Source organism: Pseudomonas gregormendelii, from assembly GCF_017114825.1.
Classification (GTDB): domain Bacteria; phylum Pseudomonadota; class Gammaproteobacteria; order Pseudomonadales; family Pseudomonadaceae; genus Aquipseudomonas; species Aquipseudomonas gregormendelii.
This window is the reverse complement of the sequence record NZ_JADEVO010000026.1, coordinates 1-15976: the sequence shown is the minus strand read 5'-3', so window position 1 is coordinate 15976 and position 15976 is coordinate 1. Positions and strand designations below refer to the sequence as shown.

The window sequence follows — 15976 nt, the reverse complement described above, 5'->3', positions numbered from 1 at the left end:
GGCCCCTCTCTCATTGCAGGCGATTGCGCAAGGCGGCAACCACGTTGAAGGTTTGATCACGCACCCTTTTTTCAGGGTCGGTAAGGGTCAACGTCAGGCGCACGCTGCGAATACGCGCCGGATCAGAGGGGTTACTGCTGTAGCTGGAAGCGGCCACTTCGCTGGCAGAGCTGGCGAGGCCGAAGCTGACGTCGAAGGCACTGACATTGTCCACCAGTACGAATTGGGTGGGCGTACCACCATGTACGCCCATCGTCAGCTGTCCGTTTTTCAGGCTGTAGACAAGTCGCCGGATCGGAAACGCCAACTGCCCCGCGACCGGGGCCTTCGCCTGACTGTAGGCCGTGGCGCTGTTTCGACAATCGGAAATCACTGTCCAGGTGGGCGCTCCACCATTTACGCCGACATCGCCAGTCACCAGCGTGAGCTTGAGGTTGGTGCTGTCCCAGCTGATGGGCGTGATCTGGCTGGCACTGAAGTCGCTCGCAGAACTGGAATCAGTGATGATCCCGAGGCAACCGAACATGCCGACCATGCGAATTTCCTGAATCATTTTGCCCAGCACGAACCGGGCGTCTTCCTGCATGTTGGAGGCGTTGTTCTGACTGACGTAAGTGTTCTTGGCGGCGATAAAAATCTGCGCCACGCCCAGGACAACCACCAGGCTCAAAGCGAGGGCGATCAATAGCTCGATCAGGCCAAAACCTTTTTGAGCGCGATTCATGGCGTTGATACCGGGTCGACGGTGGCGCGACTGGTTAATACAAAACTGCGGCGAGTGTTGGTATTGGCGGCGCGTGAGTCATCCCAGGTGATCGTGATGGTGTACACCCGTTGGCTCAAGGCAATGGTACCCGTGGCAGTGGCACCCAAGGCGCTGGCGATGTTGCCGGTGAAGTCGAAAAGGTCCTGATCCCGGGCCACGCTCAGGTTGCCCGAGGTCGGGGGCGTGATCGTATAATCGGCACCGGAGTTGGCGCGAATGCGGTCCATCATGTCGTAGGCAATGAAGCTCGCCTGGCTGGTCATCCGCGAACTGTCGGTGTATTTCAGGGCATTGAGCTGAATCGCCGCTGCGCCCAATAGCCCCACGGTCAGAATCAACACTGCAACCAGCACCTCGATCAGCGTCATGCCCTCCTGGGCACGCTTGCTCCCTTGCCTCATCCGCAGTTTCCACCCAATAGAATACGTCCGTTCAAACACACATTCAGCGTTCGGCTCTGTGCCCCCAGCGCATAAGTGATCGCCACTGCAGTAGCAGGTGCCGCCAGCCCGCCCAGGTTATTGAAACTGATGGCGGTCACTCCAGAGGTTAGCGCCAGACTCGCCCCGCTGCTCATTGCAGGAACAACCCGCAATACATTGGCTGGCGAGCTGGAAATGTCGGAAACCGTCAATTCGCCGGTCCATGCGCCGCCTTTCGGAAGAACCTGAGTGGTAATGCCTCGGTCAATCGCCTCCAGCCTCGCGTAACTCAGGGCCCGTCGCAGGTCCCCAACCTCGGTGTCGGCCTTGGTACGTTGCACTGAACTGGTAAACGCCGGCACGGCCATGGTGATCAGGATCAGAAAAATGGCCAGTGCAACCAGCAACTCGATCAGCGTGAAACCTTTTGTACCACGATCCATCAGTGCCCTCCGTTGCCGTCGGCTATACCTGCTGCTACACGCTAGAACATTCAGCCGCAAGATGTTCGGTTGTTTTGCCTTCACTCGCGCAGGGAATGCGCATGATCACACTCCAGGGACGCAATGACATGCATCAGCGAGGCTTCAGCCTGGTCGAATTGCTTATGGGACTGACGATCGCCGGGATTGTTCTGGCGTTGGTCACCCCGGTGTACGCGACGCTCACCGAGTCAATTTATCGCGAAGAGGCGGCGAAGTCGCTGGTCGGTGGCTTGCGCAGCGCGCGAAGCGAGGCAATCACCCGCAGCCAGACGATCATGATCCACGGTATTAACGGCGATTGGAGCCAGGGATGGCGAATCATTGTCGATGCCAGCAGCCAGGGCTATGAAGACAGCAGCAATCCACTGCTGGTCGAACGTCAGGGTAGCGCAGGTACAAAGGTGGTCGGCAACAAGAATGTCAAAAGCGCGATACGGTTCAGCCATCTTGGCGAACCGCTGCAAGGCGGCTTTCAAGCGGGGACGTTGCATGTGTGCGCGTCACGCGAGCCGGTCAGCCAGTATCAGGTGGTACTGGCCTCAACCGGTCGAGTCAGCCTTCGCAGCAACAAGCTGCAACAGGCCCTCTGCGTCGGCGCAGAAGATTCAGAGCAAGGAGCGGACGCGTAATTCCTTGGGCATGGAGAACGTCACATTCTCCTCACGACCTGCCAATTCGTCGGCACCGGTAGCGCCCCACGCCTCCAACTGCTGGATCACACCGCGCACCAGCACTTCCGGTGCCGAAGCGCCTGCGGTGATGCCGATCCGCTGAACGCCGTCGAACCAGCTTTTTTGCAGGTCCTCGGCGCCGTCGATCAGATAGGCCGGAGTGGCCATGCGTTCAGCCAGTTCACGCAAGCGATTGGAGTTGGAGCTGTTCGGGCTGCCCACGACCAACACCACGTCGCACTCATCGGCCAGTTGTTTGACTGCATCCTGGCGGTTTTGCGTCGCGTAGCAGATATCGTCCTTGCGCGGACCACCGATCGCCGGGAAACGCGCTCGCAGGGCATCGATGACCCGGCTGGTATCGTCCATGGACAAGGTGGTCTGGGTCACGAATGCAAGCTTCCCGGGATCACGCACCTGCAAGTTCGCGACGTCTTCTTCGTCTTCGACCAGGTAGATCGCGCCCCCATTCGTGCCGTCATACTGGCCCATGGTGCCTTCGACTTCCGGGTGCCCGGCGTGGCCAATCAGAATGCACTCACGACCGTCGCGGCTATAACGCGCCACTTCGATGTGAACCTTGGTCACCAGCGGACAAGTGGCATCGAACACTTTCAGGCCACGGCCGGCGGCTTCGGTACGCACAGCCTGGGATACGCCGTGGGCACTGAAGATCACGATGACGTCGTCGGGCACCTGTTCGAGTTCCTCGACGAAGATGGCTCCGCGGGCGCGCAGGTCTTCGACCACGAATTTGTTGTGGACAACTTCATGGCGCACGTAGATCGGTGGCCCGAAGACTTCCAGGGCGCGATTGACGATTTCAATCGCACGGTCCACACCGGCGCAGAAGCCACGGGGGTTGGCGAGTTTGATTTGCATGCTGTGCCTCGTGTCTTGCCCTGTAGGAGCGAGCTTGCTCGCGAAAAACGAGCAGGCACCGCGTACATCCAGGATGTAAGCGTTATCGTTGACGACCATCGCGAGCAAGCTCGCTCCTACAGAAAGCCGATTTGTTAGTTACAGCGATACGACGCTGATGATCTCGACGTCAAAGGTCAAGGTCTTGCCCGACAGCGGGTGATTGAAGTCGATGGTCACCTGCTCGTCATCAAACTCTTTTACCACGCCTGGCAGTTCGGTATTGGCCGCATCGTTGAAGATCACCAGCAAACCTGGCGACAGGTCCATGTCCTGGAACTGCGAGCGCGGGATGACCTGCACATTCTGCGGGTTTGGCTGGCCAAACGCGTTTTCCGGTGCAATCGACAGCGTGCGCTTGTCACCGGCCTTGAAGCCGAACAGCGCCGCTTCAAAACCCGGCAACAAATTGCCATCGCCCACCTTGAAGGTCGCCGGGGCTTTGTCGAAGGTGCTGTCGACGGTGTCGCCGTTCTCCAGGCGCAGGGCGAAGTGCAAAGTGACTTCGGTGTTCTGGCGGATGCGTTGCTCAGCCAATACGTGCTCAGTCATGAACGGCTTCTCCGGTCTTTTTACTTTTGAACATATCCAGCGCCAGCATCACGGCACCGACAGTGATGGCACTGTCGGCGAAATTGAATGCAGGGAAGTACCAGCGGTTCTGCCAGTGCACCAGGATGAAATCGATCACATGGCCATAAGCAATGCGGTCATACAAATTGCCCAACGCGCCACCCAGCACCAGTGCCAGGGCGACTGCCAGCCAGGTCTCGTTGCGTCCCAGACGCTTGAGCCACACGACCAGCACTGCACTGACCACGATAGCGATCAGGGCAAACAACCAGCGCTGCCAGCCGGAGCTATCAGCCAGGAAGCTGAACGCCGCGCCAGTGTTGTAGGCCAGGGTCCAGCTGAAGTAATCAGGGATCACCACGATTTGCTGGTACATGCTCAGGGAGCCTTCGAAGTAGAACTTGCTGGCCTGGTCAATCACCAGGACCAGCAAGCTCAACCACAGCCAGCCCAGCCGTCCGAAACGGCCAACGGCGTTAGGCATAGTGACGAACCTCGCCAGCGCCGCTGATGTTATCAACGCAACGGCCACAGATTTCCGGATGCTCCGGGTTCACGCCGACGTCTTCGCGGCAGTGCCAGCAACGGGCGCACTTGGCGAAGGCGGACTTGACGATCTTCAGTTTCAGGCCACTGACTTCGGTGACTACCGCGTCCGCCGGGGCCTGGACAAAAGGCGCCACGCTGGCGGTCGAGGTGATCAGGACGAAGCGCAGTTCGTTGCTCAGTTGGGCCAGGTCTGCGCTCAGCGCGTCTTCGGCAAACAGGGTCACTTCGGCCTGCAGGTTGCCACCGACGGCCTTGGCCGCACGCTGGATTTCCATTTCCTTGTTGACCGCCACCTTCACCGCCATGATCCGCTCCCAGTAGGCGCGACCCAGTTCGACGTTGTCCGGCAGCTCGGTCAGGCCTTCGTACCAGGTGTTGAGCATCACCGATTCGTTGCGCTCGCCCGGCAGGTATTCCCACAGTTCGTCGGCGGTGAACGCGAGGATCGGCGCGATCCAGCGCACCAGCGCTTCGGAGATGTGGTACAGCGCGGTTTGCGCCGAACGACGGGCCTTGCTGTTGGCGCCAGTGGTGTACTGGCGGTCCTTGATGATGTCGAGGTAGAAACCGCCCAGCTCCTGCACGCAGAAGTTGTGGATCTTGGAGTAGACGTTCCAGAAACGGTATTCGCCGTAATGCTCTTGCAGCTCGCGTTGCAGCAGCAAGGTACGGTCCACGGCCCAACGGTCCAGCGCCAGCATGTCTTCGGCCGGGAGGATGTCGGTGGCCGGGTTGAAACCGGTCAGGTTGGAAAGCAGGAAGCGCGCGGTGTTACGGATGCGCCGGTAGGCGTCCGCACTGCGTTGCAGGATCTGCTCGGAAACCGCCATTTCACCCGAGTAATCGGTGGAAGCCACCCACAGGCGCATGATGTCGGCGCCCAGGGTGTCGTTGACCTTTTGCGGCGCGATCACGTTGCCCAGGGATTTGGACATCTTGCGACCGGACTCGTCGACGGTGAAGCCATGGGTCAGCAGCTCGCGGTACGGCGCGTGATTGTCGATGGCGCAACCGGTCAGCAGCGACGAGTGGAACCAGCCACGGTGTTGGTCCGAGCCTTCCAGATACAGGTCGGCACGCGGGCCGCTCTCGTGGCCCATCGGGTGCGAACCGCGCAGGACGTGCCAGTGCGTGGTGCCCGAATCGAACCAGACGTCGAGGGTGTCGCTGATCTTGTCGTACTGCGGCGCTTCATCACCGAGCAACTCGGCAGCGTCCATCTTGAACCAGGCTTCGATACCTTCGACTTCGACGCGCTTGGCGACTTCTTCCATCAGCTCGGCAGTCCGTGGGTGCAGCTCGCCGCTTTCCTTGTTCAGGAAGAACGGTATCGGCACGCCCCAGTTGCGCTGGCGGGAGATGCACCAGTCCGGACGGTTGGCGATCATCGAGTGAAGGCGCGCCTGGCCCCAGGCCGGAACGAACTTTGTTTCCTCGATGGCCTTGATCGCCCGCTTGCGCAGGGTGTCGCCGGTCACTGGCTCTTTGTCCATGCCGATGAACCACTGCGCGGTAGCGCGGTAGATCAGCGGGGTCTTGTGCCGCCAGCAGTGCATGTAGCTGTGTTCGATGATGGTGGTATGCAGCAGCGCACCGACTTCGGTCAGCTTGTCGACGATTGCCGGATTGGCCTTCCAGATGAACTGGCCGCCGAAGAATTCCAGCGCCGGAACGTACACGCCGTTGCTCTGAACCGGGTTGAGGATGTCGTCGTTGACCATGCCGTATTTCTTGCAGGTCACGAAGTCGTCCACGCCGTAGGCCGGGGCGGAGTGAACCACGCCGGTGCCAGCGCCCAGTTCCACGTACTCGGCCAGGTAAACGGGCGACAGGCGATCGTAGAACGGGTGACGGAAGTTGATCAGTTCCAGTTCTTTACCGGTGGTGGTCGCAATGACCGAACCTTCCAGGCTGTAGCGGGCCAGGCACGACTCGACCAGCTCTTCAGCCAGCACCAGCAGCTTGTCGCCGACGTCGACCAGGGCGTAGTTGAATTCCGGGTGAACGTTAAGCGCCTGGTTGGCCGGGATGGTCCACGGGGTGGTGGTCCAGATCACGATCGAAGCCGGCTTGCCCAACGATGGCAGACCGAAAGCGGCAGCCAGCCTGGCTTCATCGGCAATCGGGAACGCCACATCGATGGTCGACGACTTTTTGTTCTCGTACTCGACTTCCGCTTCGGCCAGGGCCGAACCGCAGTCGAAGCACCAGTTCACAGGCTTCAAGCCCTTGAACACGAAGCCGCCCTTGACGATTTCAGCGAGGGCGCGGATTTCACCGGCCTCGTTCTTGAAATCCATGGTCTTGTACGGGTTGGCGAAGTCGCCCAGCACGCCCAGACGGATGAATTCGGACTTCTGGCCTTCGATCTGCTCGGTGGCGTAGGCACGGCACAGTTCGCGGGTCTTGTCCGCGCCCAGGTTCTTGCCGTGGGTCACTTCGACTTTGTGCTCGATCGGCAGGCCATGGCAGTCCCAGCCCGGAACGTATGGCGCGTCGAAGCCCGACAGGGTCTTCGAGCGGATGATCATGTCCTTGAGAATCTTGTTCAGCGCATGACCGATGTGAATCGTGCCGTTGGCGTACGGAGGACCGTCGTGAAGCACGAACTTCGGACGATCCTTGCCAATCTCGCGCAACTTACCGTACAGGCCAATGCTGTCCCAGCGCTGCAGAATTTGCGGTTCGCGCTGAGGCAGGCCGGCCTTCATTGGGAAGGCGGTGTCCGGAAGGTTTAGCGTGGCTTTATAGTCGGTCATTTAAGGCTCTTCATTAGCGATTGGCGCTAGGTGCGACAGGGCACGGGCGGCGGCAACATCCGCATTGATTGCCGTCTTAAGCGCCTCCAGAGAGGCGAAACGCTGCTCTTCACGCAGCTTGTGGTGGAAGACCACCGTCAAACGCCGGTCATACAGATCGCCGGCAAAATCTAAAAGATGAACCTCGAGATGGGCTTTGCCATCCCCCTGGACCGTGGGGCGCACACCGATATTGGCGACGCCGGGCCAGGTCTTGCCGTCGATATCGACATTGACCAGGTACACCCCGGTCAATGGAACACGACGACGCTTGAGCTGAATGTTGGCCGTGGGCGTACCCAGTTGGCGCGCCAGCTTCTGGCCGTGCAAGACCCGCCCGGCGATACGGAACGGCCGGCCGAGCAGCCGTTCAGCCAGGGCGAAATCGGCGGCGGCCAGCGCATTGCGAACCTGGGTGCTGCTGACGCGAATACCTTCAAGCTCCACGGTTTGTGCCGCCTCGACGGTAAAACCGTGAACCAGCCCGGCTTGCTGCAGGAATTCGAAATCGCCGATGCGATCACAGCCAAACCGGAAATCATCGCCGACCTCCAGGTGCTGCACGCCAAGCCCGTCCACCAGGATGGTTTCGACGAACTCGCTGGCGCTGAGCTTGCTCAGCCGCTGGTTAAAGGCCAGGCACAGGACCCGGTCGACGCCTTCGTCGGCCAACAGCTGCAGTTTGTCCCGCAGCCGGGCCAGACGGGCCGGGGCCGTGTCCGGGGCGAAAAACTCCCTGGGCTGCGGCTCGAAAATCACCACGCAGCTGGGCACGCCCAACTCGAGCGCACGCTCACGCAGCCTCGCCAGGATTGCCTGGTGGCCACGGTGAACACCGTCAAAGTTGCCAATAGTGGCGACACAGCCCCGATGCTGGGGGCGCAGGTTGTGGAGGCCTCGAACCAGCTGCATAACGCGCTTCTTGCTCATAAAGTGGTCGATTATAACCACACCCGGCGGCCGACGACAGGCAACACCGTAACCAAAGTCATCAAGCCGACCAAAACACCGGCTCGCCCCTGTTCTTGCGTCCTCAGCTGAGCGCCCTGCGGTTGAAGTCGCGCAAACGGAAGCCCAGTACAAACAACATGCCGAAATAAGCGATGACACCGGCGGCGACCAACGCCCCCAGGCGCAGGAAGCGTTCCAGCATATGTCCCTGATCCCAGACCGGCATGAAATGCATGCCCGCCAGCAACACGGCAGACATGACCAGCACGGCCACTACCAGCTTCAGGGCGAACGTCCCCCAACCAGGTTGCGGCTGATACATCTGCTGCTTGCGCAGCTGGTAAAACAGCAGGCCGGCGTTGATGCAGGCGCCGGCGCTGATGGCCAGGGCCAGTCCGGCATGCGCCAACGGCCCGATCAGCACCAGGTTGAACAACTGCGTGATGATCAGGGTAAAAATCGCGATTTTCACCGGGGTACGGATGTTTTGTTGCGCATAAAAGCCCGGCGCCAGCACCTTGATCACAATAATGCCCATTAGACCGACGGAATAGGCGATCAGGGCGCGCTGGGTCATGGACGCATCAAACGCCGTGAACTGGCCATATTGGAACAACGACACGGTCAACGGCTCGGCGAGGATACCCAGCGCCAGGGAGCACGGCAGCACCAGCACGAAGCACAGGCGCAGGCCCCAATCGAGAATCCGCGAATACTCCTGGCGGTCCTTGCTGGCGTATGTCTTGGCCAGGGTTGGCAGCAAAATCGTGCCCAGCGCCACGCCCAGCACACCGGATGGCAACTCCATCAAGCGGTCGGCGTAATACATCCAGGACACCGAACCGGCCACCAGGAACGAGGCGAAGATCGTGTTGATGATCAGCGAGATCTGGCTCACCGACACCCCCAGGATTGCCGGCAACATCTGCTTCATCACCCGCCACACGCCCGTATCGCGCAGGCTCAGGCGCGGCAGCACGAGCATGCCGATCTTTTTCAGGTGCGGCAGTTGATACAGCAACTGCGCCAGGCCACCGACCAGCACTGCCCAGCCGAGCGCCATGACCGGCGGATCGAAGTACGGCGTGAGGAACACCGCAAAGATGATCATGCTGACATTGAGCAGCGTCGGTACGAAAGCCGGCACCGAGAAACGGTTGTAGGTATTGAGAATCGCGCCGGCCAGCGACGACAAAGAGATGAGCAGAATATAGGGGAACGTCACCCGCAAAAGGCTGGTGGTGAGCTCGAATTTTTCCGGGGTGTCGGTGAAACCGGGGGCCGTCGCCCAGATAACCCAGGGCGCGGCGAGCATACCCAAGGCCGTAACCAGCGACAGCACCAGGGTCAGCAGGCCCGAAACGTAGGCAATGAACGTGCGGGTGGCCTCCTCCCCCTTCTGGCTTTTGTATTCGGCAAGAATCGGCACGAAAGCCTGGGAAAACGCGCCCTCGGCGAAGATCCGGCGCAGCAGATTGGGCAGCTTGAACGCGATAAAGAAGGCATCAGTCGCCATTCCGGCGCCGAATGTGCGTGCGATAAGCGTGTCACGAACGAATCCCAGAACCCGGGAAACCATTGTGATAGAGCTGACGGCGGCCAACGATTTGAGCAGATTCATTGAAAGAGTTTGTGCCTGTCGATAAACAGCAGGCGAACAAAGCGCCTACTTATGCGATACTCCGCGCCGCAGCAGCACAGAGCCAAAGCTCGCGAGTTTACAGGTCAAGCGCCGGAAATAAATATCCCGCCTCTTTATACCTACCACTTAGCGGAACGTTTCAACCGCCCTTGACAAGACATCAACTCATCGGCATGATTCGCGGCCTATTTTGTTTGCTATTTCCTAAAAAGTCTTTCGAGGAGCTCGACGGTGGCCAACACACCTTCCGCCAAAAAACGTGCAAAACAGGCTGAGAAGCGTCGCAGCCACAACGCCAGCCTGCGTTCCATGGTTCGTACCTACATCAAGAATGTAGTTAAGGCCATCGACGCAAAAGACGCTGAAAAAGCTCAAGCTGCTTACGTTCTGGCCGTGCCAGTTATCGACCGTATGGCCGATAAAGGCATCATCCACAAGAACAAGGCTGCTCGTCATAAGAGCCGCCTGAACGGTCACGTCAAGGCTCTGAACCTTGCTGTTGCCGCTTAAGCGATAAGCTTGTTGAAAAACCGACCTCAGGGTCGGTTTTTTATTGCCTGCGATTTGATGGGAGCGCAAAAAAAACTGCAGGAGCGAGCTTGCTCGCGAAGGTCGTCAACTATTACGTGCGCCGCCTGAATGTACGCGGCGCGCTCTGGTTTTTCGCGAGCAAGCTCGCCCCTACTGGGCCCACGGCAGGATCGGGATAGCCGTCACCGCATTCTGCGGACTGCCTTCGATCAAGCGATCGCTATAGACCAAGTACACCAGGGTATTGCGCTTCTTGTCGAGAAAGCGCACCACCTGCATGGTCTTGAATACCAGCGAGGTGCGCTCCTTGAACACCTCATCGCCATCCTTCAACTCACCCTTGAAGCTGATCGGCCCGACCTGGCGGCAGGCGATAGACGCCTCAGCGCGATCCTCCGCCAATCCCAGCCCACCCTTCACTCCGCCAGTCTTGGCGCGCGACAGGTAGCAAGTCACGCCCTCAACCTTCGGATCATCAAACGCCTCGACGACGATGCGGTCGTTCGGGCCGACGATCTTGAACACCGTCGACACCTGGCCAATCTCTTCGGCCGAGGCCAGCAGCGGCATCGCCAACAGCAGACCCAACAATCCTTTTGCCACACGCATTCGAATATTCCCTCAGACCAGAATCAGGTTATCGCGGTGAACCAGCTCCGGCTCCGCCATGTAACCCAACAGACCGACAATCGCCTCAGACGACTGACCAATGATTTTTTGTGCCTCCAGCGCGCTGTAGTTGGCCAGGCCGCGGGCGATCTCACGACCATCCGGCGCTACGCACACCACCATTTCGCCTCGCCGGAAACTGCCCTGCACCCGCTTGACACCCACCGGCAGCAAACTCTTGTTGCCCTGGGACAAAGCGGTCACCGCACCCGCGTCCAGCACCAGGGTGCCACGGGTTTGCAGATGCCCGGCCAGCCACTGCTTGCGCGCCGCCAGCATGCCGCGCTCAGGTGACAACAACGTGCCAATGCGCTCGCCCGCCTTCAGACGATCCAGCACGCGCTCGATACGCCCACCAACAATGATAGTGTGAGCACCAGAGCGCGCGGCCAGTCGTGCGGCACGCAACTTGGTTTGCATGCCGCCACGACCCAGGGCACCACCCGTGCCGCCAGCAACCGCATCCAGCGCCGGATCATCGGCCCGCGCCTCGTAGATAAGGTTGGCATCGGGGTTGTTGCGCGGATCAGCGTCGAACATACCGTCGCGATCAGTCAGGATCACCAGCAGATCAGCCTCGACCAGATTGGCCACCAGCGCCGCCAGGGTGTCGTTGTCGCCGAAACGGATTTCATCAGTGACCACGGTGTCGTTTTCATTGATCACCGGGATGACTTTCAGCTCGACCAATGCACGCAAGGTACTGCGGGCGTTGAGGTAGCGCTTGCGGTCGGACAGGTCGTCGTGGGTCAGGAGGATCTGCGCGGTGTGCCTGCCATGCTCGGCGAAACTCGACTCCCACGCCTGCACCAGGCCCATCTGACCGATGGCAGCCGCCGCCTGGAGCTCGTGCATGGCACTGGGTCGTACGTTCCAGCCCAAGCGACTCATCCCCGCTGCCACCGCCCCTGAGGACACCAGCACCAGCTCAACACCAGCCTCATGCAAAGCCACCATCTGCTCGACCCAGACACCCATTGCCGCGCGATCCAGGCCCTTGCCATCCGCCGTCAGCAAAGCGCTGCCGATCTTCACGACCCAACGCTGCGCACCTGTCACCTTGCTCCGCATCATCTTCAACCTTAGCTTGAGGACAGCGCGACCTGGCACTGCCCGTGACGTTATTCGTGGTTATTCGTGACCAACAATCGATTTCCAGATACTAAAACGCCGCTCGATTGAGCGGCGTTCAAGTTTATAGCAACAGATCAGTCACGCACGTAAATGATTTCCGGACCGTCTTCATCATCCACGTCTTCTTCGTCCCAATCATCGTCACCGATGTCATGGACCGACTTCACGCCGCTGCGACGCAGGGCACGCTGGTCATCCAGAGCCTGCAGCTGGGCACGGGCTTCGTCTTCGATGCGCTGATCGAGCTCGGCCAGCTCTTCCTTGTAGGCTGGATCATTGGCCAGACGATCTGCACGATCTTCCATGTAACGCATGATGTCATGGCAAAGGCGCTCGGTGCCCAGCTTGGAAATGGCGGAAATCACGTAAACCGGACCCGTCCACTCCAGGCGATCAACGATCTCCTTGACGCGCTCATCATGCTCTTCTTCAAGAATCTGGTCGCACTTGTTCAGCACCAGCCAGCGATCACGCTCCGCCAGGGACGGGCTGAATTTGGTCAGCTCGCTGACGATCACTTCAGCAGCATCCGGAGCACTGGCGTCATCCAGCGGCGCCATGTCCACGAGATGCAGCAGCAGACGGGTACGCGACAAGTGCTTGAGGAAGCGAATCCCAAGGCCAGCACCGTCGGAAGCACCTTCGATCAGACCGGGAATGTCCGCAACCACAAAACTTTTCCAGCGATCGACACTGACCACACCCAGGTTCGGTACCAGCGTGGTGAACGGGTAGTCGGCGACTTTCGGCTTGGCGGCCGAAACCGAGCGGATGAAAGTACTTTTGCCAGCATTCGGCAGACCCAGCAGGCCCACGTCAGCCAACACCTTCATCTCCAGCTTCAGGTCACGTGCCTCACCCGGCTTGCCCGGAGTGGTCTGGCGCGGAGCACGGTTGGTACTGGATTTGAAACGGGTGTTACCCAGACCGTGCCAGCCACCATGAGCCACCAGCAGTTTCTGGCCAGCCTTGGTCAGGTCGCCAATGACTTCCTGGGTCGCCGAATCGATAACCGTCGTGCCTACCGGAACGCGCAGCACCAACTCTTCACCTTTCTTGCCGGTGCAGTCGGTGCTGCCACCGTTGGAGCCACGCTCAGCATCGAAGTGGCGGGTGTAGCGGTAGTCCACCAGGGTATTGAGGTTTTCGTCGGCGACCATGTAGACCGAGCCGCCATCACCACCGTCACCGCCGTTAGGACCACCATTCTCAATGAATTTTTCGCGACGGAAGCTCATGCAACCGTTGCCGCCGTCACCGGCCTTTACTCGAATCGATACTTCATCAACAAACTTCATAACAAAACGCCTCTCGTCATGCGGACGAGCCGAAAAAATCCAGACATAAGACTCTTGCAAAAATGAGCGCAGCGACCTCAATCAACGACCGCAAATCCAGCGCTGGAGCTCATTACAAACAGCTTTGCAAGAGACTCACCCCACAAACGAAAAAGCCCCGTCGCGAGACAGGGCTTTTCCAGCGATCGCGCAATTAAGCGGCGACAACGCTCACGTAACGGCGGTTGAAAGCGCCCTTTACTTCAAACTTGATCACGCCTTCGATTTTCGCGAAGAGGGTGTGATCCTTACCCATGCCAACGCCATAACCGGCGTGGAATTGGGTGCCGCGCTGACGCACGATGATGTTGCCCGGAATGATTTTCTGGCCGCCATACATCTTCACGCCAAGGCGTTTGGCTTCTGAGTCGCGACCGTTACGGGTACTACCACCAGCTTTTTTGTGTGCCATGAGTCAATTCTCCTAGTGAGGAATTAGGCTGAAATTAAGCCTGAATACCGGTGATTTTGATCTCGGTGTACCACTGGCGGTGGCCCATACGCTTCATGTGGTGCTTACGACGACGGAACTTGATGATACGGACTTTATCGTGACGACCTTGGGAGATCACTTCAGCCACAACGGTAGCGCCAGCAACAACTGGAGCGCCGATATTCACGTCGTCGCCATTGGCAACCAACAGAACGCGATCAAAAGTAACGGATTCGCCGGTAGCGATTTCCAGTTTTTCGATCTTCAGGTATTCACCTGGAGCAACTTTGTACTGCTTGCCACCAGTAACGATTACTGCATAAGACATGGTATTTCTCCGATAATCCTGCTCACCCAGCTCTTTATAAGAAGAGGTATTGGCTGGCATGGCTGCATTGGGCTGGAAGGCCCTATTGCAATTGCGTAAGGCAGGTGCTGCCCAGGAAGTTCAGGGTGCGCGATTGTACGCAAGCTGCCGGGCTGATGCAAGAGGCCGTCCATCGTGCCTTGACACCCGCCGACGTGGGTCCTAGCATGCCGCGCAACCCTTCTGGAGCAACTGTCGCTGATGCAACCCCAAGCTTTCTACCGCGCGGTGGCGGACGATTTTAGCGCCGTCGACGGCATCATCAAGAAGCAGCTGACTTCCCGAGTGCCGCTGGTATCGAAAATCGGCGATTACATTACCTCGGCTGGCGGCAAACGCCTGCGGCCCTTATTAGTGTTGCTGTGTGGCAAGGCCCTCGGCCGCGAAGGCGATGACATGCGTCTGCTGGCCGCGACCATCGAGTTCCTGCACACCGCCACCCTGCTGCACGACGACGTGGTCGACATGTCCGGCATGCGTCGTGGCCGCTCGACCGCCAACGCCATGTGGGGCAACGCCCCGAGCGTACTGGTGGGCGACTTCCTGTATTCGCGCTCCTTCGAAATGATGGTCGAACTGGGCTCCATGCCGGTGATGAAAATCCTTTCGCAAGCGACCCGCATCATCGCCGAAGGCGAAGTGTTGCAGCTGTCGAAGGTCCGCGACGCCAGCACCACCGAAGAAACCTACATGGAAGTCATCCGCGGCAAGACCGCCATGCTCTTCGAGGCCTCGACCCACAGCGCTGCGGCCCTGGCAGGTGCGACACCGGAGCAGAGCGAAGCCCTGCGCACTTTCGGTGATCACCTGGGGGTTGCCTTCCAGCTGGTCGACGACCTGCTCGACTACAAGGGCGATGCCGAGACCCTGGGCAAGAACGTCGGCGACGACCTCGCTGAAGGCAAGCCGACCCTGCCGCTGATCTACACCATGCGCGAAGGTACGCCGGAACAGGCGGCCCTGGTACGCAAGGCGATCCAGAAAGGCGGTATCGAAGACCTGGAAAGCATCCGAGAAGCAGTGGAGGCGTCAGGCTCGCTGGAATACACAGCGCAACTGGCACGGGACTACGTAGCCCGCGCGATCAAATGCCTCGAGGCGCTGCCAGCCAGCGAATACCGCGATGCATTGGTTGAGCTGAGCGAGTTTGCGGTAGCCCGCACGCATTAAAGGCAAACGCAAAATCAAAAGATCGCAGCCTTCGGCAGCTCCTACAGGTGTACACAAAACCCTGTAGGAGCTGCCGAAGGCTGCGATCTTTTGCCATGACACCCTCTTCGAACAAAACCCTATATAATGTGCGACTTTTAGCGATCCTCAATCCAAGGAGCCCTAGTGAGCACGTTGCCACCCTGCCCGAAATGCAATTCCGAATACACCTACGAAGACGGCGCGCAGCTGATCTGCCCTGAGTGTGCCCACGAGTGGTCGACTGGCGGCGAAATCGAAGTGGCGGCCGATGACACCGTAAAGAAAGATTCGGTCGGCAACGTCCTGCAGGACGGCGATACCATCACCGTGATCAAGGACCTCAAGGTCAAGGGCACTTCGCTGGTGGTCAAGGTCGGCACCAAGGTCAAGAACATCCGCCTGTGCGATGGCGACCACGATATCGATTGCAAGATCGACGGCATTGGCCCGATGAAACTCAAATCCGAGTTCGTCAGAAAAGTCTGATCCTGCTGTAGCCCATCCTGCGCTCTGCGCCGGATGGCGCCCCCCCCCCC

Annotated in this window: 18 protein-coding genes; 4 read left to right on the top strand and 14 right to left on the bottom strand. The window is 59.3% G+C overall.

Annotated elements, in window-relative coordinates; translation table 11 throughout:
* Positions 1 to 10 precede the first annotated feature (10 nt).
* From IMW75_RS17855 to IMW75_RS17845, 3 genes are read right to left on the bottom strand one after another with little or no spacing between them, the layout of a single operon-like run.
* Positions 11 to 724, bottom strand: a complete 714-nt coding sequence (locus IMW75_RS17855; RefSeq protein WP_205893366.1) for a PilW family protein — start codon at positions 722 to 724, stop codon at positions 11 to 13.
* The gene (gene pilV, locus IMW75_RS17850) at positions 721 to 1167 is read right to left on the bottom strand and encodes a type IV pilus modification protein PilV (protein WP_045059360.1); all 447 of its coding nucleotides are present in this window, start codon (positions 1165 to 1167) and stop codon (positions 721 to 723) included. The genes IMW75_RS17855 and pilV overlap by 4 nt, the downstream gene beginning before the upstream one ends.
* Entirely contained in the window at positions 1164 to 1631 is a 468-nt protein-coding gene (locus IMW75_RS17845) for a GspH/FimT family pseudopilin (RefSeq protein WP_205893365.1), read from the bottom strand. The genes pilV and IMW75_RS17845 overlap by 4 nt, the downstream gene beginning before the upstream one ends.
* A 128-nt stretch (positions 1632 to 1759) precedes the next feature.
* Here IMW75_RS17845 and IMW75_RS17840 point away from each other — a divergent pair, with 128 nt between their 5' ends.
* Positions 1760 to 2302 carry a GspH/FimT family pseudopilin gene (locus IMW75_RS17840; RefSeq protein ID WP_045059419.1) on the top strand — a complete coding sequence of 181 codons (543 nt, stop codon included), beginning with the start codon at positions 1760 to 1762 and terminating at the stop codon, positions 2300 to 2302.
* On the opposite strand, the gene ispH is transcribed toward IMW75_RS17840, so the two are convergent.
* The 6 genes from ispH to murJ form a co-directional block, all read right to left on the bottom strand.
* Positions 2279 to 3226, bottom strand: coding sequence for a 4-hydroxy-3-methylbut-2-enyl diphosphate reductase (gene ispH, locus IMW75_RS17835; protein ID WP_045059418.1), 948 nt, complete (start codon positions 3224 to 3226; stop codon positions 2279 to 2281). The genes IMW75_RS17840 and ispH overlap by 24 nt on opposite strands.
* A gap of 138 nt (positions 3227 to 3364) precedes the next feature.
* Positions 3365 to 3817, bottom strand: coding sequence for an FKBP-type peptidyl-prolyl cis-trans isomerase (gene fkpB, locus IMW75_RS17830; RefSeq protein WP_414704654.1), 453 nt, complete (start codon positions 3815 to 3817; stop codon positions 3365 to 3367).
* The gene (gene lspA / locus IMW75_RS17825; RefSeq protein WP_045059357.1) at positions 3810 to 4322 is read right to left on the bottom strand and encodes a signal peptidase II; all 513 of its coding nucleotides are present in this window, start codon (positions 4320 to 4322) and stop codon (positions 3810 to 3812) included. The genes fkpB and lspA overlap by 8 nt, the downstream gene beginning before the upstream one ends.
* Complete coding sequence (ileS, locus tag IMW75_RS17820; protein WP_205893364.1) at positions 4315 to 7146, bottom strand: isoleucine--tRNA ligase; 2832 nt, start codon at positions 7144 to 7146, stop codon at positions 4315 to 4317. The genes lspA and ileS overlap by 8 nt, the downstream gene beginning before the upstream one ends.
* Positions 7147 to 8097 carry a bifunctional riboflavin kinase/FAD synthetase gene (gene ribF / locus IMW75_RS17815; RefSeq protein WP_205893363.1) on the bottom strand — a complete coding sequence of 317 codons (951 nt, stop codon included), beginning with the start codon at positions 8095 to 8097 and terminating at the stop codon, positions 7147 to 7149.
* Positions 8098 to 8218: 121 nt separating this feature from the next.
* Positions 8219 to 9757 carry a murein biosynthesis integral membrane protein MurJ gene (gene murJ / locus IMW75_RS17810; protein ID WP_205893362.1) on the bottom strand — a complete coding sequence of 513 codons (1539 nt, stop codon included), beginning with the start codon at positions 9755 to 9757 and terminating at the stop codon, positions 8219 to 8221.
* Between the two features lie 252 nt (positions 9758 to 10009).
* Here murJ and rpsT point away from each other — a divergent pair, with 252 nt between their 5' ends.
* Positions 10010 to 10288, top strand: a complete 279-nt coding sequence (gene rpsT / locus IMW75_RS17805; protein ID WP_008154937.1) for a 30S ribosomal protein S20 — start codon at positions 10010 to 10012, stop codon at positions 10286 to 10288.
* Positions 10289 to 10459: 171 nt separating this feature from the next.
* On the opposite strand, the gene IMW75_RS17800 is transcribed toward rpsT, so the two are convergent.
* The 5 genes from IMW75_RS17800 to rplU form a co-directional block, all read right to left on the bottom strand.
* Complete coding sequence (locus tag IMW75_RS17800; RefSeq protein ID WP_045059353.1) at positions 10460 to 10918, bottom strand: CreA family protein; 459 nt, start codon at positions 10916 to 10918, stop codon at positions 10460 to 10462.
* Between the two features lie 12 nt (positions 10919 to 10930).
* Positions 10931 to 12049, bottom strand: coding sequence for a glutamate 5-kinase (gene proB, locus IMW75_RS17795; protein ID WP_045059352.1), 1119 nt, complete (start codon positions 12047 to 12049; stop codon positions 10931 to 10933).
* Positions 12050 to 12186: 137 nt separating this feature from the next.
* Positions 12187 to 13410, bottom strand: coding sequence for an Obg family GTPase CgtA (gene cgtA, locus IMW75_RS17790; protein ID WP_045059351.1), 1224 nt, complete (start codon positions 13408 to 13410; stop codon positions 12187 to 12189).
* Between the two features lie 193 nt (positions 13411 to 13603).
* On the bottom strand, positions 13604 to 13861 hold the full coding sequence (gene rpmA / locus IMW75_RS17785; protein WP_003176049.1) for a 50S ribosomal protein L27: 258 nt from the start codon (positions 13859 to 13861) through the stop codon (positions 13604 to 13606).
* A 34-nt stretch (positions 13862 to 13895) separates the two neighbouring features.
* Positions 13896 to 14210 carry a 50S ribosomal protein L21 gene (gene rplU / locus IMW75_RS17780; RefSeq protein ID WP_003176051.1) on the bottom strand — a complete coding sequence of 105 codons (315 nt, stop codon included), beginning with the start codon at positions 14208 to 14210 and terminating at the stop codon, positions 13896 to 13898.
* 240 nt (positions 14211 to 14450) lie between these two features.
* Here rplU and IMW75_RS17775 point away from each other — a divergent pair, with 240 nt between their 5' ends.
* Together IMW75_RS17775 and IMW75_RS17770 are read left to right on the top strand one after the other, a co-directional pair.
* Complete coding sequence (locus IMW75_RS17775) at positions 14451 to 15419, top strand: polyprenyl synthetase family protein (RefSeq protein WP_045059350.1); 969 nt, start codon at positions 14451 to 14453, stop codon at positions 15417 to 15419.
* Between the two features lie 165 nt (positions 15420 to 15584).
* Complete coding sequence (locus IMW75_RS17770) at positions 15585 to 15926, top strand: zinc ribbon domain-containing protein YjdM (RefSeq protein WP_045059349.1); 342 nt, start codon at positions 15585 to 15587, stop codon at positions 15924 to 15926.
* Positions 15927 to 15976: the final 50 nt, after the last annotated feature.